At 62.0% G+C, this 19,116-nt stretch carries 21 protein-coding genes; 14 read left to right on the top strand and 7 right to left on the bottom strand.

The genetic code is table 11. From position 1 onward, the window contains the following. Positions 1-61: 61 nt before the first annotated feature. The 7 genes from GZH79_RS07230 to GZH79_RS07200 are packed head-to-tail and all read left to right on the top strand — an operon-like array spanning position 62 to position 6,734. Positions 62-1,807, top strand: a complete 1,746-nt coding sequence (locus GZH79_RS07230) for a type I secretion system permease/ATPase (RefSeq protein WP_211643115.1) — start codon at positions 62-64, stop codon at positions 1,805-1,807. Further along, positions 1,804-3,105, top strand: coding sequence for an HlyD family type I secretion periplasmic adaptor subunit (locus GZH79_RS07225; protein ID WP_211643114.1), 1,302 nt, complete (start codon positions 1,804-1,806; stop codon positions 3,103-3,105). The genes GZH79_RS07230 and GZH79_RS07225 overlap by 4 nt, the downstream gene beginning before the upstream one ends. A 55-nt stretch (positions 3,106-3,160) precedes the next feature. Further along, positions 3,161-3,622: a RidA family protein gene (locus GZH79_RS07220; protein ID WP_211643113.1), complete on the top strand. Its 462-nt coding sequence runs from the start codon at positions 3,161-3,163 to the stop codon at positions 3,620-3,622. Continuing rightward, positions 3,622-4,371, top strand: a complete 750-nt coding sequence (locus GZH79_RS07215) for a glycerophosphodiester phosphodiesterase family protein (protein WP_211643127.1) — start codon at positions 3,622-3,624, stop codon at positions 4,369-4,371. Before GZH79_RS07220 ends, GZH79_RS07215 begins: the two co-directional genes overlap by 1 nt. Positions 4,372-4,402: 31 nt before the next feature. Continuing rightward, positions 4,403-5,581, top strand: a complete 1,179-nt coding sequence (locus GZH79_RS07210) for a GNAT family N-acetyltransferase (protein ID WP_211643126.1) — start codon at positions 4,403-4,405, stop codon at positions 5,579-5,581. Further along, positions 5,578-5,880, top strand: coding sequence for a 4a-hydroxytetrahydrobiopterin dehydratase (locus tag GZH79_RS07205; RefSeq protein ID WP_211643112.1), 303 nt, complete (start codon positions 5,578-5,580; stop codon positions 5,878-5,880). Before GZH79_RS07210 ends, GZH79_RS07205 begins: the two co-directional genes overlap by 4 nt. Next, on the top strand, positions 5,877-6,734 hold the full coding sequence (locus tag GZH79_RS07200; RefSeq protein ID WP_211643111.1) for a mechanosensitive ion channel domain-containing protein: 858 nt from the start codon (positions 5,877-5,879) through the stop codon (positions 6,732-6,734). Before GZH79_RS07205 ends, GZH79_RS07200 begins: the two co-directional genes overlap by 4 nt. Positions 6,735-6,785: 51 nt before the next feature. Here GZH79_RS07200 and GZH79_RS07195 read toward each other — a convergent pair whose 3' ends face one another. Then, positions 6,786-7,277 (bottom strand): peroxiredoxin, encoded by a 492-nt coding sequence (locus tag GZH79_RS07195; RefSeq protein ID WP_211643110.1) that lies wholly within the window; start codon positions 7,275-7,277, stop codon positions 6,786-6,788. 73 nt (positions 7,278-7,350) lie between these two features. Here GZH79_RS07195 and GZH79_RS07190 point away from each other — a divergent pair, with 73 nt between their 5' ends. From GZH79_RS07190 to GZH79_RS07180, 3 genes are read left to right on the top strand one after another with little or no spacing between them, the layout of a single operon-like run. Beyond that, on the top strand, positions 7,351-8,559 hold the full coding sequence (locus GZH79_RS07190) for an FAD-dependent oxidoreductase (RefSeq protein ID WP_211643109.1): 1,209 nt from the start codon (positions 7,351-7,353) through the stop codon (positions 8,557-8,559). Next, a complete protein-coding gene (locus GZH79_RS07185) occupies positions 8,556-9,110 on the top strand; it encodes an RsmD family RNA methyltransferase (RefSeq protein WP_211643108.1) in 555 nt (184 codons plus the stop codon). The genes GZH79_RS07190 and GZH79_RS07185 overlap by 4 nt, the downstream gene beginning before the upstream one ends. Beyond that, a complete protein-coding gene (locus GZH79_RS07180) occupies positions 9,107-9,751 on the top strand; it encodes an HAD family phosphatase (RefSeq protein WP_211643107.1) in 645 nt (214 codons plus the stop codon). Before GZH79_RS07185 ends, GZH79_RS07180 begins: the two co-directional genes overlap by 4 nt. 2 nt (positions 9,752-9,753) lie before the next feature. Here the strand turns inward: GZH79_RS07180 and GZH79_RS07175 are convergent, their stop codons facing one another. From GZH79_RS07175 to sfsA, 3 genes are all read right to left on the bottom strand, one after another. Then, positions 9,754-10,776 (bottom strand): TRAP transporter substrate-binding protein, encoded by a 1,023-nt coding sequence (locus GZH79_RS07175; RefSeq protein WP_349291173.1) that lies wholly within the window; start codon positions 10,774-10,776, stop codon positions 9,754-9,756. Between the two features lie 108 nt (positions 10,777-10,884). Then, positions 10,885-11,697, bottom strand: a complete 813-nt coding sequence (gene map, locus GZH79_RS07170) for a type I methionyl aminopeptidase (RefSeq protein WP_211643106.1) — start codon at positions 11,695-11,697, stop codon at positions 10,885-10,887. An 11-nt stretch (positions 11,698-11,708) separates the two neighbouring features. Next, positions 11,709-12,452, bottom strand: a complete 744-nt coding sequence (gene sfsA / locus GZH79_RS07165; RefSeq protein ID WP_211643105.1) for a DNA/RNA nuclease SfsA — start codon at positions 12,450-12,452, stop codon at positions 11,709-11,711. 35 nt (positions 12,453-12,487) lie between these two features. Here sfsA and GZH79_RS07160 point away from each other — a divergent pair, with 35 nt between their 5' ends. From GZH79_RS07160 to GZH79_RS07145, 4 genes are read left to right on the top strand one after another with little or no spacing between them, the layout of a single operon-like run. Then, positions 12,488-13,210 carry a molybdopterin-binding protein gene (locus GZH79_RS07160; protein ID WP_211643104.1) on the top strand — a complete coding sequence of 241 codons (723 nt, stop codon included), beginning with the start codon at positions 12,488-12,490 and terminating at the stop codon, positions 13,208-13,210. Continuing rightward, a complete protein-coding gene (locus GZH79_RS07155) occupies positions 13,207-13,926 on the top strand; it encodes a GNAT family N-acetyltransferase (RefSeq protein WP_211643103.1) in 720 nt (239 codons plus the stop codon). Before GZH79_RS07160 ends, GZH79_RS07155 begins: the two co-directional genes overlap by 4 nt. Then, the gene (locus tag GZH79_RS07150) at positions 13,923-14,489 is read left to right on the top strand and encodes a peroxidase-related enzyme (RefSeq protein WP_211643102.1); all 567 of its coding nucleotides are present in this window, start codon (positions 13,923-13,925) and stop codon (positions 14,487-14,489) included. Before GZH79_RS07155 ends, GZH79_RS07150 begins: the two co-directional genes overlap by 4 nt. Continuing rightward, a complete protein-coding gene (locus tag GZH79_RS07145; RefSeq protein ID WP_211643101.1) occupies positions 14,486-15,397 on the top strand; it encodes an OmpA family protein in 912 nt (303 codons plus the stop codon). The genes GZH79_RS07150 and GZH79_RS07145 overlap by 4 nt, the downstream gene beginning before the upstream one ends. Here the strand turns inward: GZH79_RS07145 and GZH79_RS07140 are convergent, their stop codons facing one another. The 3 genes from GZH79_RS07140 to GZH79_RS07130 form a co-directional block, all read right to left on the bottom strand. Then, positions 15,398-16,303, bottom strand: coding sequence for a LysR family transcriptional regulator (locus tag GZH79_RS07140; protein ID WP_211643100.1), 906 nt, complete (start codon positions 16,301-16,303; stop codon positions 15,398-15,400). It lies immediately after the preceding gene. A 332-nt stretch (positions 16,304-16,635) separates the two neighbouring features. Next, positions 16,636-18,660 carry an NADPH-dependent 2,4-dienoyl-CoA reductase gene (locus tag GZH79_RS07135; RefSeq protein WP_211643099.1) on the bottom strand — a complete coding sequence of 675 codons (2,025 nt, stop codon included), beginning with the start codon at positions 18,658-18,660 and terminating at the stop codon, positions 16,636-16,638. Positions 18,661-18,730: 70 nt separating this feature from the next. Next, a complete protein-coding gene (locus GZH79_RS07130) occupies positions 18,731-19,108 on the bottom strand; it encodes a hypothetical protein (RefSeq protein WP_211643098.1) in 378 nt (125 codons plus the stop codon). Positions 19,109-19,116 lie beyond the last annotated feature (8 nt).

The following is a 19,116-nucleotide window of genomic DNA, read 5'->3' as shown; positions in this document are numbered from 1 at the left end:
GCAGTCTGTTCGTGAAACGGGCCGCAGCAGCATATCCTGGCCCCACCACGAAAGGCACGGCATGCCGTATCCGGCAAACACGTCACGTCAAGGCGCCGCTGAACTGGCACTTGCCCGGCGCGAAGGACGTGCGCTTTACAGGGTCGTTCTGGTGTTCAGCCTTTTTGTGAACCTGCTGATGCTGACGGCGCCGTTCTATATGCTGAATGTCTATGATCGCGTCCTGGGGTCGCGCAGTCTGGAAACGCTGGTCGCGCTTTCGGTGCTGGCGACATTCCTGTTTGGTATCATGGGCGTCCTGGATCACGCACGGGGATTGATCATGGCCCGGGTGGCCGCCAGATTCCAGATGCGTCTGGACCGGCGGGTTTTTATGGCGACACTGCGGGCGCAGGCACAGTCCCGGGGCGGACCGACGGCGCATTTCGGCCCGCATGATCTGGATAAGGTGCAACGCGGCCTGACCTCGCCCGGCTTTGCGGCGCTGTTCGATCTGCCATGGGTGCCGCTGTTTCTGTTGGGCATTTTCATCTTTCACCCCGGGCTGGCTTTGCTGGCATTGGGCGGCGGCGCGGTGCTTGTAGGGGCTGCTTTCGCAAATCACGTGGTCATACGGGGGCCATTGGACCGGCTACACGACGCCACACGGATTGCCGACCGCCTTCACCACCAGACAAGGGCCAGTCGTGACACGATCGTGGCGCTGGGTATGCAGGAGGCCAGTGTCAATCGGTGGCAAACCGCGCGCGCTGCGGCGCTGGACGCAACCATGGCAACGGTCGATATCCGCACCGGCTTTACCACGTTCATCAAGACATTTCGCCTGTTCATTCAAACGGCCATGTTGGGGCTGGGGGCGTTTCTGGTGCTGCGTGGGGTCCTGACCCCGGGGGCGATGATCGCCGCATCCGTTCTGATGGGACGCGCATTGGCCCCGGTGGAACAGATCGTCAGCCAATGGGCTTTACTGTCGCAGGCGCGCGAAGGATGGCGCAATCTGACTGTCCTTTTGGCGAATACGCCCTTACCGGCGACCCGCACCACGCTGCCAAAGCCGCTGGGCCGCATCTGCGTTGATCAGATAACCGTCGTACCGCCGGGCCAGCGTCAGGCTGCGGTGCGCATGATCAGTTTTGACCTTGCCCCCGGTCAGGCGCTCGGCGTGATCGGACCATCGGGTGCGGGCAAATCCGCGCTGGCCTATGCGCTGACAGGCATTTGGGCCCCGGCAGGCGGGGTGATCCGGCTGGATGGGGCGACACTAGACCAATACGATCCCGATTTTCTAGGTCAGCACATCGGGTATCTGCCACAAAGAGTGCAACTGAGCGACGGAACGATCAGGGACAACATCGCCCGCATGTCGGTGAAACCCGATGATGCTGCTGTCATCGCCGCGGCCCGCGCAGCCGGCGCGCATGACATGATCCTGTCGCTTCCGGACGGGTATGACACGGATGTCACCGCCCAGGACGGCGGCTTGTCCGGGGGGCAGATCCAGCGGATTGGGCTTGCGCGTGCATTATACGGTGACCCCGTGATGCTGGTGTTTGACGAACCCGACAGCAATCTGGACAACGCAGGATCGGTCGCCCTGACGAACGCGATCCGGATGGCAAAGGCGGATGGCAAATCGATTGTCATTATGGCCCATCGTCCGGCCGCCATTCAGGACTGCGACCTGCTGTTGATGCTGGAAAACGGCACCCGCCGTGCGTTTGGCAGTCCGGATGACGTTCTGCGGGATGTGGTCCATCGACCGGGTGCGCATCCGATTGACTCGCCACGGGTCGCGGGGCGGTCATGACATCGGTCGACCCTGCACGCTGGTCCGCCAAGCCGTATCTGATCAGCGGCGGTCTGGCATTACTGATTCTGATCGGCGGGATCGGGGGCTGGGCCGTCTTTGCCAACATCGCAGGCGCGGTGGTCAGTCCCGGCAGGGTCGAGGTGGCTGGCAACCGTCAGGTCGTTCAACACCCCGACGGAGGCGTGGTCAAACGGATCGCCGTCACCGAAGGGCAGCGCGTCGCAGCGGGGGACCTGTTGATCGCGCTGGACGCTGACACGATGACGGGCGAACTGGCCACGCTTGATGCACAGTATTTTGACACGCGCGCGCGCATGGCCCGGCTGACGGCGGAACGCGATGGCGCGGACAAAGTGACCTTTGCCCCTGACCTGCTGGGCGCGGGGCCGATTGCGCGGAATCAGATCGACGGCCAACTGACCCTGTTCATGACACGCCGGGACAGTATCAGCGCCAGTGCCAACCAACTGGAACAACAACGCGCGCAGATCACAGCGCAGATAGCGGGGTTGGCAGCCCGGCACGCCGCACTGGTGGCGCAGGACGCGCTGATCAGCGCCGAATTGGCGGACCAGCAATCCCTGTTGGATCGCGGGCTTGCACCGGCCCACCGCGTTCTGACATTGCGCAGGGAACGCGCCGATGTTTCCGGTCGCATGGGCGATATCGTCGCACGTCTTAGCGAAGCCGACGCCCGGATCAGGGAAATCGAACTGGCAATCGCAGGACTGATGACGACGCGCCGGACAGAGGCTGTTGCGCAATTACCGGATTTGCAGGCATCCGCTTTGGAACTGGCCGAACGCAGACGCGTGCTGCGCCAACAGATCGACCGTCTGGATATTCGGGCGCCCATGTCGGGCGTCGTTCACGGCTTGCAAGTCTTTGCGCCACGATCGGTCGTTCGCGCGGCTGACCCCCTGCTGTATTTGGTGCCGCAGGATCGTGCACCGATTATCACAGCATTCGTTGCAGTCACGGATATCGACCACATATTTACCGGGCAGGATGTGACCGTGCGGTTCCCAGCGTTCGATCAGCGGCAGACGCCCGCATTATTTGGCACCATCGCACGGATCGGCGCGGACGCGTTTGAGGATGATCTGACACATCAGTCATTCTACCGGGCAGAGGTGACACTGAATGAAGGCGAGGCTGCCCGCCTGCCGGATGGCATGACCTTGATTCCCGGCATGCCCGTCGAAACATACATCCGCACGGCGGAGCGCGCACCGCTGGTCTATCTGGTTAAACCCCTGTCCGACTACTTTGCCCGCGCATTCCGCGAGTCGTGATTGCTCTTGCAGTCCGGCCCGCGTAGCGTCGCGTCAAACCGACAGGAGCCACGACATGAGCATGATTGAAAACAAACTCGCCCAGATGGGTGTGACCTTGCCCGACGCCCCAGCACCTGCCGCAAATTATGTGCCCTTCGTGGTGTCAGGGAACATGGTCTATGTTTCGGGCCAGATTTCGCAGGGACCGAACGGCAACATGTTGGGCAAACTGGGCGAAACCGCCACCGTCGAAGAAGGCGCCATTGCCGCACGTGCCTGCGCCATCAGCCTTTTGGCACAGCTCAAGGCGGCTTGCGACGGCGATATCGACCGGCTGGCCCGCGTGGTCAAACTGACCGGCTTTGTGAATTCCACCAGCGGTTTCACAGACCAGCCCCGCGTCATCAATGGCGCGTCCGATTTTCTGGTCGACGCCTTGGGCGACAAGGGCCGTCATGCCAGATCGGCCGTATCCGCCGCCAGCCTGCCCCTTGGCGTCATGGTCGAGATCGAAGCGATCTTTGAAATCACGTGATGCTGCCTGAAAGCTTTCTGACCCGCCCCATCGCGCACCGCGCTTTTCATGACGCACGTGCCGGGCGCGTCGAAAACGCGATGTCATCGATCAAGGCCGCGGTCGCCGCGGGCTATGGCATCGAACTTGACCTGCAATGCGCGTCTGACGGGGTGCCTGTGGTGTTTCATGATTACGACCTGCGCCGCATGACGGTTGAAATGGGGCCGATCGCCCAGCGCAGCAGCGCGCAACTGGCGCAGATTCCGCTGATGGGCGACCCCGGCACCGTGCCGACCCTTGACCGGGTGCTGACAGAAGTTGCGGGCCGCGTCCCGCTTTTGCTGGAAATCAAGGATCAGGACGGCGCGCTGGGCCCCAGCACGGGGCCGATTGGTCGTGCCATTGCGGCCCTGCTGAAACACTATACCGGCGACGTGGCCGTGATGTCGTTCAACCCACATCATGTTGCAGAAATTGCGCGGATTGCGCCTGAAATCCCGCGCGGGCTAACGACCGGCGGTTTTGATGTCGCGGGCTGGCCCACGATTCCAACGCCCACGCTGGAACGGCTTGCCACGATCCCAGACTACGACCATGCGGGCGCCTGTTTCATCAGTCATGATCGCAACGAACTGGACCATCCGCGTATCGCGGCGCTGAAGGCAAAGGGGGCACGTATCCTTGCATGGACGATCACATCGCCCGAACAAGAGGCAGAAGCCCGCAAAACGGCCGACAACATCACATTCGAACGATATCCGGCTTGACGGTTGCAGACCGGCGCCCACTTTGCACCAGATGAATGACACCCCCATCGAACTGACGGCCCTGCCAACTCTGGACGATATTGACCCCACGGATTGGGACGCCTGCGCCTGTCCCGGCGACGGGCGGCCGGTGGACCCGTTCACAACCTATCGGTTTTTGCGCGCGCTCGAAGATTCAGGTTCCGTCGGCGGGCGCAGCGGCTGGCAGCCCCGCTATCTGGTGGCGCGGTCGGACGGTCAGGTGATCGCTGTCTGTCCGCTTTATGCAAAGGGGCATTCACAGGGCGAATACATCTTTGATCACAACTGGGCGCATGCCTATGAAAACGCAGGCGGCGCTTATTATCCCAAGTTGCAGATCGCGGTGCCCTTTACCCCCGCCACGGGTCGCCGTTTTCTGACCCGACCAGGGTTCGAGGCGGTGGGCATGTCCGCACTGGTGCAAGGGGCGGTGCAAATCGCATCCGACAACGACCTGTCATCGGTCCACGCCACGTTCTGCACAGAAGCAGAGGCGCTGGCCGGTGCGGATATGGGCCTGATGCGCCGCACCGGGCAACAGTTTCACTGGGTCAACGACAGTTATGCGAATTTCGACGCCTTTCTGGCGGCCCTGTCCAGTCGCAAGCGCAAGAATATCCGCAAGGAACGCGCACAGGCGCAGGATTTCGGCGGCACCATCGTGCAACTGACAGGCGACGCGATCCAGCCACACCACTGGGATGCGTTCTGGCGGTTCTATCAGGATACTGGCAACCGCAAATGGGGCACACCCTATCTGACGCGGGCGTTTTTTGACCATGCGCAGAAACACTTGCGCGACGACATGCTGTTGGTGCTGGCGCTGGACGGCGACCGCCCTGTCGCGGGGGCGCTGAATTTCATCGGGCGCGATACGCTGTTCGGCCGCTACTGGGGCAGCACCGAATATCACCCCGCGCTACATTTCGAATTGTGCTATTATCAGGCCATCGATTTTGCCATCCAGCACGGCATGGACCGGGTCGAGGCAGGTGCGCAGGGCGAACACAAACTGGCGCGCGGCTATCTGCCCGTCGCCACCCATTCGCTGCACTGGATCGCGGACCCTGGTTTTCGGGACGCGATCGCCCGATACGTGCAAGCCGAAACCCGCGCGGTGGACGAAGACATAGAGGTGTTGACCAGCTATGGCCCCTTTCGCCGCGATCACAGAGAGGAACAGCAATGACCGACAAACTGACCGGCGCGGACCGCGACGCCGCCCTTGACCCGCTCTTGGCCAACGGCTGGGCGCTGCAAGACGACCGCGACGCGATCCAGAAGACGTTCCAATTCAAAAACTTCGTGCAGGCCTTTGGATGGATGACGCAAATCGCGATCCGTGCGGAAAAGATAAATCACCACCCCGAATGGTCCAACGTTTACAAAACGGTGGAGGTCACGTTGACGACGCATGACGTTGATGGTTTGTCCGCGCTTGACGCCAAGCTGGCGCAGATCATGGACGACACCGCGAGGAACGCATGAACGATCTTCTGACGACCCCGATCCTGAACGGCAAATCGTTGGCCGATTTGCTGACGCTGGAATTTTTGATTTCGATCCTCGGGAATGTCGTTTCTGCAATCGTGATCTTGCTTGTCGGGTTCATCATCGCGGGATGGGTCGGGCGTCGGATCGAAAACGTCGGGCAGAAAAATATCCATCTGGACGAAACGCTGTTCGGCTTTCTGGGTAACATCATCCGCTACGTCATCATCGGGTTCGCGTTCCTGTTCGTGCTCAATACCTTTGGGGTGCAGACCACCAGCGTCGTGGCCGTCATCGGTGCCGCAGGTCTGGCCATCGGTCTGGCGTTGCAGGGCACGCTGTCGAATGTGGCGGCAGGGGTGATGATCGTGTTTTTTCGCCCGATCAAGCTGGGCGATTTCGTCGATATCGCCGGGACGATGGGCACGGTCAAGGCGATCAACCTGAACTTCATCGAACTGGCCAGCATCGGCAACGTGCAGATCATCGTTCCCAATTCCGAAGTGTGGGGCAACACGATCACCAATTATTCAGTCTATCCGCAGCGCCGCGCGGAATGGACCATCGGTGTATCCTACGGTGCCGATCTGGATCTGGCGCACAGCACGATCATTGACACGATCATGGCCGACCCCCGGTCGCTGGCGGAACCGGAACCGTTCATTCAGGTCACCAACATGAACGCCAGTTCGGTCGATTTTCTGGTGCGGGTCTGGTGCGACCGGGCCGCGTATTTTCAGTATCAGGCCGACATGACGCGCGCGGTCAAGGTCGCGCTGGACAAGGCCGGCGTCGAAATTCCGTTCCCGACACGCACGCTTGTCATGCAGAACGCCGAAATTGCCAGCTGATCATTTGCCTGCCGACGGCACGCGCTGCGCGCCGTCGGCAGGCCGTTTGCGTCAGCCCATCTGGTCCAGCAGGGTTTCCCCGCCCGAAACGTCACATTGGCCGGGACCAGGTTCTTCGTTCAGAAGCTGGACAACGCCGTCATCGACCAGCATCGCATAGCGTTTTGAACGGTCGATGAACCCCACGGGCGGGGCTGAAAAATCCATCCCGATGGCTTTGGTGAATGATGCGTCCGCGTCGCCCAACATGGTGATGCCCGCATCGGCGGCACCGGTCGCGTCGCCCCATGCTTTCATCACAAAGGGATCGTTGACGGACAGGCAGATGATTTCTGCGACGCCCTTGTCGGCCAAAGCCTGGGCGTTGCGGATAAAGCTGGGCACATGCGCCATGGTGCAGGTGCCGGTATAGGCCCCCGGCAGGCCGAACAGCACGATCTTGCGGCCCTTCAGCTTGTCGGACATCTGCACCGCCTGTGGCCCATCAGGGCCCATCGTCAGGACGGTCGCATCGGGTAGGGTATCACCGATCTTGATGGTCATGGTCTCTCCTTGGAATTGCGTCTGCCGCCAAGACATATAGGGTGCGCCGAACCTTAACCAGAGGACCCTTGCCATGCATCGTATCGTCATCGTCGGCGGCGGTCAGGCCGCGTCGGCCCTGATCGCAAAACTGGTCGCAGAAGGCTGCGATGCCAAGATCACGCTGGTCTGCGCCGAACCCCGCCTGCCCTATCAACGCCCGCCTCTTTCCAAGGCGTATCTGCTGGGTGAAATGGCAGAAGACCGGCTCTATTTCCGCCCGGCTGCGTGGTATGATGAACACGGGGTCGATGTGCGGCTCGGCACGCGGGCCACGGGGATCGACACGGCAGCGCGGACCCTGCGGCTGGATGGTGGCGACACGCTGCCCTATGATGATCTGGTGCTGACGACGGGGGCGCATCCCCGCTCCCTCCCCGCCAGCATTGGCGGCACATTGGGCAACGTGTTCGCCGTGCGTGATCTGGACGACGCCGACGCCATGGAGCCCGCGTTCCGCGACGGCGCGCGCGCATTGATCATCGGTGGCGGCTATATCGGACTGGAAGCGGCAGCCGTCGCCGCGAAACGCGGTGTCAGCGTCACCCTTGTCGAAGCGGCCGACCGCATCCTGCAACGGGTCGCAGCGCCTGAAACATCGGATTTCTTTCGCGCGCTGCACCTCAGCCACGGTGTCGATATCCGCGAAGGCGTCGGCCTGACCGCGTTGACCGGCGATGATGTCGTCACCGGTGCCACCTTGTCGGACGGTACGACGCTGGACATTGATTTTGCCATCGTCGGTGTGGGTATCGCGCCGGCCACCGCATTGGCAGAGGGCGCGGGTCTGACCATCGACAACGGGATCGCAACGGACGCCCATGGGCGCACGTCGGACCCGCAGATCTGGGCAGCAGGCGATTGTGCATCGACCCCGCTGGGGGATGGGCGGGTGCGGATCGAAAGTGTCGGCAACGCCATCGATCAGGCGGAAATCGTCGCGCATAACCTGCTGGGGCGTGATGTGACCTATACCCCGAAACCTTGGTTTTGGTCCGACCAATACGATGTGAAATTGCAGATTGCGGGCCTGAACACCGGCTACGACGCCATCCATGTTCGACAGGTCGCAGATGCGCGGTCGCATTGGTATTACCGGGGCGACCAATTGATCGCCATCGACAGCCTGTCCGATACGCGCGGCTACATGGTCGGAAAGCGTTTGATCGAAATGGGCAAAAGCCCGGCACCCGACGTCGTGACGCACCCCGACACGAACCTGAAAGCGCTCTTGAAAGCATGAGGATCGTAGGCGGCACCCATCGCGGCGCAGCACTTGTGCCCGTGGGCAAGGGTGATGCGGCGGCCCATCTGCGGCCCACCAGCGACCGGACCCGCGAAAGCCTGTTCAACGTGTTGCAGGGCGGACGGCTGGGTGATCCGATCCGGGGCGCACGGGTGCTGGACCTGTTCGCAGGCACCGGCGCGCTGGGGCTGGAATCGCTGTCACGCGGGGCCGTCCATGCCACATTCGTCGACAGCGGGCGCGCGGCACTGGACCTAATCGTGGGCAATATCGCAAAACTGCGGCGCGGTGACGATTGCACGGTGCTCGCATGTGCCGCCGATGCATTGCCGCAGGGGGACGCGTGCGGGCTGGTGTTCATGGACCCGCCCTATGGTCTGGGTCTGGGCGGTCCGGCCTTGCGGACGGCCCGCGCCCAAGGATGGATCGCCCCCGGCACCGTCGTGGTCTGGGAAGAAGCCACAGCCCAGATCACGCCACAGGGTTTCAAACGGCTGGACCAGCGCAGCCATGGCAAAACATGGATCACCATACTGGAGGCATCATGACCAAGCTTGTGATTTTCGACTGCGACGGCGTTCTGGTCGATACCGAACCGACCACGGATCGCATCATCGCGGCAAATCTTGGCCGTCATGGCCTGCAACTGGACCCGGCAGAGGTGCACGCCCTGTTCGCCGGTGGCACCATGCAAGGTATCGGTGCCGAAGCGACGCGCCGTGGCGCGGCCCTGCCCGATGACTGGCTCGACGGGATCTATGCCGAGATTCTAACCGCCCTGCGCGAAGGTATAGAAGTCGTGCCCGGTGTCATCGACCTGTTGGACCGACTGGATGCGGCGGGCATCGCCACGGCTATCGCATCGAACGGATCACTGGCCAAGATGCAGGTCAGTCTGGCCCCGTCGGGGTTGTTGGACAGGTTCGCTGGCCGGATCTATTCAGGGCACGATCATGCCCCGAAACCCGACCCCGCCATGCTGCATCACGCGATGCAGCTGGCCGGGACAGACGCGGGCGGCACGGTGTTTGTCGATGACATGCCAGCGGGCTGGGGTGCTGCGCAAGCCGCCGATGTCTGCTGTTATGCCTATGTCGCATCCGGTGGGGCGGCGCGGGCTGACGGCTATGCCGTCAAGCCCATCACCGACATGATGCAGGTCGCCACGGACCTTGGCCTGACCGGATAACGCTAGTCCAGATTGGCCGCGACTGCGCTTTCCGCCGCCCGCACCAGTGCTGCGCCATTCAGACCGCGCGCATCTATGTCTGCGATCCAATCGGCGCGCACATCTTGGGCCATTGCCTTGATCCGGTCGGTTTCCGCGTCTGACAGGACGGCGATTTCGTTGCCTGCATCGGTCATGATATCGCGTCCGATGGCGTCGCCCGTATCATGGCCTGCCCCGGCCCATTCTGCGGCCATTTTGCCGGAATTGGCGTCGATCACCGCTTTCAGGTCGTCCGGCAGGGCCGCATAGACGTCCTTGTTCATGGCCCAGACAAAGAACAGGTTGTACAGCGCACGGTCGCCTGCCACGTCGGTATGGCTGTCGGTCAATTCATCCAGTTTCAGCGACGGCGCCATTTCCCACGTGATGACACCGCCGTCCACGACGCCGCGCGACAAGGCTTCGGGAAAGGCGGGCACGGGCATGCCCAGCGGCACGGCACCCAGCTTTTCCAGCAGCAGCGTGGCGGGACGCGACGGACCGCGCAGGGTCATACCGCGCAAATCTTCGACCGTTTGCGGCGCATCGCCGCGCGCATGGATGATCCCCGGCCCGTGCATATGGGTCGTGATCAAATGGACGTCGGCAAAATCGTCCAACAGAAACGCTTCGGTGAAATCCCAGGCCGCCCGCGACGCAGCAGCGCCGCTTTTGCTGGTCATGAACGGCAGTTCCAGCGCTTCTGTTTCGGGGAAACGGCCCGGTTCATAGCCGGGGATGACCCAGCCGCCATCGATCGCGCCATCGCGGATCAGATCGTATTGCGACGCGGCGGACCCGCCAAGCTGCATAAAGGGATAAAGCTCGACCTTGATCCGGCCATTGGACTGCGTCTCGATCGCGTCGGCCCAAGGCTGCATGAAATACGTCGGATTTGCAGACGCAGGGGAAACAAAGTGCTGAAACCGCAGTGTCACCTCTTGGGTGTGGGCGGCAAACGGCATCAGGCAGACCGCGACAGCGGCTATCAAAGAACGGTGCATAGCGTGCATCCTCAATTAATGATCAGGGGGATGTCACCGCTAGTGACTAATATAAGTTAGGTGTGTTGAGAGTGGTTCGCAAGTGGCAGGACGACTCCCGCCACCAGGTCAGTCCCGCATTGTGGGATGAAAGCGATCACCCGGCGACTGGGTAAAGATTTCCGCGCCCTGCGCCGTGATCCCGATGGAATGTTCGAACTGTGCCGACAACGATTTGTCGCGGGTCACGGCGGTCCAGTCATCGGCCAGAATTTTTGTTTCCGGTCGGCCCAGGTTAATCATCGGTTCGATGGTAAAAAACATGCCTTCTTCCAGCACGGCACCCGATCCGGGGCGACCATAGTGCAGCACATTTGGCGGGGCGTGAAACACACGGCCCAGCCCGTGACCACAGAAATCGCGCACGACCGACATGCGCTGTGCTTCGGCATAGGTCTGGATCGCGTGGCCGATATCGCCAAAGGTATTGCCGGGCTTGGCCGCTTCGATCCCCAGCATCAGGCTGTCATGGGTTACTTGGATCAGACGTTCAGCCTTGCGGCTAAGTTTTCCGGCCCAATACATCCGCGAACAATCACCGAACCATCCGTCAACGATAACGGTGACGTCGATATTCAGAATATCGCCGTCTTTCAGCGTCTTGTCGCCGGGGATGCCGTGGCAGACGACATGGTTCACACTGATACAGCTTGCGTGCTGATAGCCGCGATAGCCGATGGTGGCCGATGTGGCGCCCGCCGCTGCAACCCAATCGGTGATCAACTGATCCAACGCCCCAGTGGTCTGGCCGACAACGACGTGATCCGCGATATCATCAAGGATTTGCGCGGCCAGCCGCCCGGCCTTTTCCATGCCTGCGAAATCGGATGGATCATAAATCCGAATGCCGTCCCGGGTCACCGTCTGGGTAGAGGTCGTCACGTCGTCACCTATCAGTTGTCTGATGTTGGCACATAGGATGTTTTGCCCTGTCCCGCTACCCCGTTGCCGACCAGCACACGGCCCAACGCAATTCCTGTGGCATCCATCGTGGCGTCCATCACCATCACTTCGACCCCGGCGGCGATAGCGGCGTCGAACGCAGCACCGTAAACCGGGTCGATGTCGCGGGCGACATCAAAGGCTGTGCAGTCGGTCCGGTTGACCACGAAAAACACCATCGCCCTGTCACCCGCCGCGACCCTGTCCGCCAGATCAGCCATGTGACGCGCACCACGCTGGGTGACGGTATCGGGAAATTCGGCCAGACCGGGGGTGCGGCTGACCGTGGCGCTTTTGACCTCTAGCCACAGGTCGGGACCGCCACCGGACAGCAGGAAATCGACGCGCGACTTGGTGGCATATTTCACCTCCGCCCGGATATCGGCGTAGGCCTCCAGCCCCGGCACGCGCCCGGCGCGCAACGCCTCACCCACCACGCGGTTGGCTTGCGCCGTATCGACGCAGACCAGCGCATCGCCCACCGTCACCAGCCGCCAAGCATAGGCCAGTTTGCGTTTGGGATCATCGTTGGGTTCTAACCAGACCCGCAGTCCGGGCATGTTCAGGCCCGTCATCTTGCCGGGGTTGGCGACATGGGCTGTGACAACGGTGCCATCATCCAACGTCACATCCGCCAAAAAGCGTTTGTAGCGCTGGATCAGCGTGGCGGGGATCAATGGTCTGGCAAACTTCATCTGTGCGGTTATACCGAAACGAAACGGAGTTTGACATGACCAACCCAACCGCTGCGATGCTGGTAATCGGCGACGAAATCCTGTCGGGCCGGACCCGCGACAGCAACATGAACCATCTGGCAAAGGTTTTGACCGATGCCGGGATCGACCTGAAAGAAGCACGTGTCGTCAGCGACGACCGCGATGCCATTGTCGCGGCGGTACAGGCGCTGTCGGCAGCTTATGACCATGTGTTCACATCCGGCGGCATCGGCCCGACGCATGACGACATTACCGCCGATGCGGTCGCCGCCGCCTTTGACACGCCGATCGACGTTCGCGATGACGCCCGCGCGCTGTTGCAGGCGCATTACGATCGCAGCGGCACGACCCTGAATGACGCGCGCTTGCGGATGGCGCGCATTCCTGACGGGGCCACCCTGATCGAAAACCCGGTCAGCACCGCGCCGGGGTTTACCATTGGTAACGTCAACGTCATGGCAGGCGTGCCCGCCGTGTTCGAAGCGATGGTTGCAAGCGTGGTGTCACGGTTGGCCCACGGCGCACCGCTGATATCGCAAAACTGGCGTGTCATGCGGGGCGAAGGCGATGTGGCAGCCCCCTTGGGACTGGTGGCACAAGATTTCCCCGACCTGTCCGTCGGCAGCTATCCGTTCCAGAAAGACGGCATTTACGGCACAAACCTTGTGGTGCGCGGACGTGATGCCGTGCAGGTCGATGCGGCGATGGGCCAACTGCGGGCCCTGTTTCCCGAATGATCGACTGGGGCGCTGTCATTGATGCAACGTGGCCCGCAGCGCAGACACAGGCGGTCGGTCCTTGGGTGATCCGTCACGGCGCGGGCGGCGGCAATCGGGTCAGCGCGGCCACGGCGTCAGCACCGGTGACAGCCGACGATTTGGCGATGGCCGAAACCGCCATGCGCGATCTGGGGCAGGAAATCGTTTTTGCCCTGCGCCCCGGTGACGACGCCGTGGATCAGGTGCTGGCGCAGGCCGGGTACATCCGCTGTGACGAAACGATCATCTATGCGTGCCCCATCCGTCTATTGACCGCCCCGAAACCGCCGCCTGTCACGGCGTTCACCGTATGGCCGCCGCTGGCGGTGCAACGCGATATCTGGGCTGACGGCGGAATTGGCGCGGCCCGGCTGGCCGTGATGGACCGTGCGGCTGGCCCCAAGACGACGATCCTTGGCCGCATTGATGACCGCCCGGCCGCGACGCTGTTTGTGGCATTGCACGATGCCGTCGCCATGCTGCACGCACTGGACGTCGCAGTGGCACACCGCCGCAAGGGGCTGGCCGCGACCCTGACCCGTGCGGCCGCAATCTGGGCGGACGGACAAGGCGCGCAGACCTTCAGCCTGCTGGCGACAGTGGCGAATACCGGCGCAAATGCGCTGTATCAGGGGCTCGGCATGGCGCAGGTCGGGCGCTATCATTACCGTGCCAAGCCAAAGGACGCCACATGACCGACCAGCCCACCGCCCTGAACCTGCCGATGATGGACCCGCTACCAGCCGAAACGCAGAAATACTTTGATGTGTGTCAGGACAAGCTGGGCATGGTCCCCAATGTGCTGCGCGCCTATGCGTTCGATGCCGACAAGCTGAACGCCTTTACCACGCTTTACAACGATCTGATGCTGGCGGAGTCCGCGCTGACGAAACTGGAACGCGAAATGATTGCGGTGGTCGTGTCGTCGGTGAACAAATGTTTCTACTGCCTGACCGCCCATGGCGCGGCTGTGCGGCAGCTGTCAGGCGATCCTGCATTGGGAGAGGCGCTGGTGATGAACTGGCGTGCCGCCGATCTGGATGCACGGCAGACCGCGATGCTGCGCTTTGCTGAAAAACTGACCGAAATGCCGTCCCGGATCGAAGACGCCGACCGTCAGGCGCTGCGCGACACGGGTTTCGATGACCGCGCGATCTGGGACATCGCCAGCGTGGCTGCGTTTTTCAATATGACCAATCGGGTCGCATCCGCCACTGACATGGCCCCGAACCCAGACTATCACGCCCAGGCGCGATGAAACGGCTGGCACTGATTGCCCTGCTGTTGGCCGGACCAGTGGCCGCACAGCAACTGGCGCTGCCCGGCAACGCGGCATTGCAGGTTGAACGCGACCGGGCCGATGCGCGCTATCTGCTGCCGCTTGGACCTTGGGCCGATGGCACCCTGCCGACCCGCGCGTTCGAGGGTGCATCGCGGACAGAGGTTTGGTCGATCGACGCGCCGGGGATCGAAACATTGCCGATCCTGCGCAGCCTGCGCGAACAACTGGTCAACGCGGGCTTTTCGGTCGTATTCGAATGTGCCGCAGCAGATTGCGGCGGATTTGATTTCCGATTTGCCATTCCCGTTGAACCGCCGCCCGCGATGCAGGTCGATCTGGGTGCCTTTCGGTTTTTGTCAGCGGTCAAGGATGATCAGGCTGTCGCGGTTCTGGTCAGCCATACGCCGCAGGCCGGTTTCGTCCAGATCACACGCATTGCCGACGGGTCTGACGATCTGCCGGACAGTGCCGCAGATGCACCCACCCTGCGGACCACTGCACAGACCGGCGACCTGGCAACAGCGCTGCTGGAAACAGGCCGCACCGTGCTGGACGGTGTCACGTTCCAGACCGGGGCCGTGGCGCTGATGCCGGATGCAGTGCCGTCTCTGCGGGCGTTGTCGAATTTTCTGGCCGATCACCCCGAACTGGCGGTCAGCATCGTCGGCCATACCGACAGCGAAGGTCCGCTTGATGGCAACATCGCAATCTCGCGCAGCCGTGCGGCGGCTGTGATGGAACGTCTGGTCGCAGATTACGGCGTCCCGCGCAGCCAGCTTCGGGCGGCTGGCATGGGCTATTTGGCCCCCATCGCCAGCAACCTGACCGACGACGGTCGCGCAGCGAACCGCCGTGTAGAGGCGATTGTCACCGGTACACGTTGATCACCAGACGTCGGGACCTTTTTCCGCAAAGGCGTTGACCAGAAAATCGATGAACGCACGCACCTTGGGCTGCGTGAACCGGCCCGGCGGATAGACGGCATAGATACCTTGGGTATCGACGGGCAGGCCCGGGATCGCTTCTTCGACCAGCCCCTTAGCCATGGCGTCCGCGTACAAAAAGCTGGGCAGATAGGCGATGCCAAGCCCGCCCACACAGGCATTCAGCAGCGATTGACCATCGTTCACGGTCAACCAGCCTGCGGTGCGGATCTGACGCTTTTCACCCGATGGGGCGGTCAGTTTCCACACGGCGGAATTGGCGGCGTTGGAATAATGCAGCAGCTTGTGTTCGTTCAGATCGTCGATTTTTTCCGGACGCCCGTATTGTTCGAAATACGCAGGCGATGCGATCATCCGACGGCTGGTTTCGGTCAGCTTGCGGGCGCGCAAGGTGCTGTCTTCCAGTTCACCGATGCGGATCGCCATGTCGAAGCCTTCGGAGATCAGTTCGACATAGCGGTTGTTCAGCACCATGTTCACGGTGATGTCGCCGAATTCGGACAAGAAATCACCCAGAACGGGGGACAGATGGTTCACCCCGAAATCAGTCGCCACAGAAATCCGCAGCAGCCCGGACGGGGCCGATTGCATCGACGTGACCAGTGCATCAGCTTCGCCGGCGTCGTTCAGCACCCGACGTGCGCGGTCGTAATAGGCCAGCCCGATTTCAGTGGGACTGACGCGACGGGTCGTGCGGTTCAGCAATCGCGCACCTAACCGAGCTTCTAACGAAGACACGTGTTTGGACACTGCGGATTTAGAGATTCCCATCTTTTTGGCCGCATCGGTAAAGCCGCCCTGATCCACGACCGTGGCAAAGGCTTCCATCTCGGTAAGGCGATCCATGTCCGGTCCTAACACTAATAACTGTTAGCCCCGTCATGCCCCCCAAATCGGGCGGGATTGGGTCACGCGCCTGACAATACCGCGATTTGTGATCGACTGGGGCAGGAATGGAAACGGCCCTGACCTTATGAAAATCGGCATTTTCGTCCGCGTTAAACAGTGGGTAAATTTCAAGGTGCGCCTGACGCTTTGACTGCGATGCACGCGATATTCCGGCCCGACAAACGGTGCTGCACCGGACCGGAATCGCCTGTTTTGCCACGTTTGTCCAAGCCGTGGGGAACGGCGCGCAGCCTACAGTCGGTAGGCAGGCGCCGCCGTGATGGTCGGTTTTACAGCGTCGCTGCCAGCCGGGTGCCTTGATCGATGGCGCGTTTCGCATCCAGTTCAGCCGCGACATCCGCGCCGCCGATGACATGGCAGGCAATACCCTGCGCTTGCAGTGCCACCGCAAGCGCATTTTCCGGCACCTGCCCCGCGCACAGCACGATGGTATCGACCGCGATGCAGGTCGGATTTTCGCGGGCTTCGCCATAGGACACGTGCAGGCCGTCCGCGTCGATGCGTTCGTAATTCACACCGCCGATCATTTTGACCTCTTTCATCTGAAGCCCGGCGCGGTGGATCCAGCCCGTCGTCTTGCCTAGCCCCTTGCCCAGCTTTTGCGCCTTGCGTTGCAACAGCGTAACCTGCCGCGCTGCCGGGTCAGGATTGGGGCCATCCGGCGCCAGACCGCCGCGATGGGATTGCGGGTCAGTCACGCCCCATTCCACCATCCACGCGGGCAGATCAGTGGTGTGGCCGTCGACGGTGACCAATGTTTCAGCCACATCAAACCCGATTCCCCCTGCCCCGATAACGGCGACACGCTGGCCGACATCCGCCTTGCCCCGCAGCACATCGATATAGGACAGCACGTTCGGCCCGTCCTGACCGGGAATTTGCGGATCGCGCGGCAAGACGCCGGTGGCAACGATAATGTCATCGAAATCAGCAAGATCGGCGGCATCGACGCGCGTATTCAACCGCACGTCGATGCGTGCTTTGGCAACCGCGGCGCGATACCAGTCGACCAGACCCCAAAACTCTTCTTTGCCGGGCACCTGTTTGGCCATGTTCAACTGGCCACCGATATCCGGCAAAGCGTCGTAAAGCGTGACGCGGTGCCCGCGCTCTGCTGCGGTCAATGCCGCCGACAGCCCCGCAGGACCAGCGCCGACGACCGCGATCCGTTTGGGCGTCGGCGCCGGACTGACGACCAGTTCGGTTTCGTGGCAGGCGCGCGGGTTCACCAGACAGGACGACAGTTTGCCGCCAAAGGTGTGGTCAAGGCAGGCCTGATTACAGGCGATGCAGGGCGCAATCAGATCGGCCTGCCCGGCCTGCGCCTTGGCCACGAAATCGGGATCGGCCAAAAACGGGCGGGCCATGCTGACCATATCGGCGCAGCCTTCGGCCAGCACGTCTTCGGCCACCTGCGGCGTGTTGATCCGGTTCGATGTGATAATCGGAATCGATACCTGTCCCATCAGCTTTTTGGTGACCCATGCAAAGGCGCGGCGCGGCACCGATGTGGCGATGGTGGGAATCCGCGCTTCGTGCCAACCGATCCCTGTGTTGATGATCGACGCGCCAGCGGCCTCGATCGCCTTGGCCAGTTGCACAACCTCTTCATAGGTTGACCCGTCGGGGATCAGGTCGATCATCGAGAGCCGATAGATCACAATGAAATCGGGGCCGACAGCATCGCGGACACGACGCACCACCTCGACCGGCAGGCGCATGCGGTTTTCGTATGATCCGCCCCAGCGATCCGTGCGCTTGTTGGTATGGGCCACCAGAAACTGGTTCAGAAAATAGCCTTCGGACCCCATGACTTCGACCCCGTCGTAGCCTGCGTCGCGGGCGCGGCTGGCGGCGGTGACCATGTCGCTGATCTGCTTTTCAATTCCGGCTTCGTCCAGTTCACGCGGGGGAAACGGGCTGATCGGGGATTTGATCGCAGACGGCGCGACACAATCCTTTGAATAGGCATAGCGCCCGGCGTGCAGGATCTGCATGGCGATCTTGCCGCCCGCGTCATGCACCCGGTCGGTGACGATGCGATGGTTGGCGATGTCGTCGTCGCTGAACAGACCCGCCGCACCGGGAAAAACGCCGCCCTCTTTATTCGGGGCCATGCCGCCGGTGACCATCAGTCCCACACCGCCGCGCGCACGGGTGGCGTAAAATTCCGCCACCCGGTTCCAGTCGCGCGTTTCTTCAAGCCCTGTGTGCATCGACCCCATGAGCACGCGGTTTTTCAGCGTCGTGTGGCCAAGATCGAGTGGTGACAGAAGATGGGGATATGCGGTCATGGGGGCCCTCCGGTTTGGGGCACCTTATCGCACTTGACGCGCAGGTCACCCAAAACGCGGCGTCAGGGTGTCAGTCGGCCTGTGTTTCCACGCAATGCCGCCGGAATGCGCGTTTAAGCATATCCAGCTCGCCCCGCAGCAGATCCAGTTCGGCACGAATATCGTCAGACACCGCAGCCCCCCCGATAAACGCAAAACTGGCCAGCGTTTCGCCGCCATCGCGGGTGCTGATGATAAAGGTCTGGATCCCATCGGCCAGATAGCGGGCGGGCACCGCGACTTCGACCAGCCACGTGCCGTTTTCCAGCGGTTTGACGTCAGGCGCGGCAATCTGTTCAGCCCCGTGGGTCAGAACCAGCGCCGGCGGGGCGTCGGCATCTACGCCGGACAATTCGCCCTGCCATATGCCGGCGACGATCCGCAATGGTGTCAAAATCAGTTCAGACATATCGGCCC

It is taken from the genome of Loktanella sp. SALINAS62 (genome assembly GCF_018263905.1).
Taxonomy (GTDB): domain Bacteria; phylum Pseudomonadota; class Alphaproteobacteria; order Rhodobacterales; family Rhodobacteraceae; genus Loktanella.
Note: the sequence above shows the minus strand (reverse complement) of the source record. Positions and strands in the feature narration are given on the sequence as shown.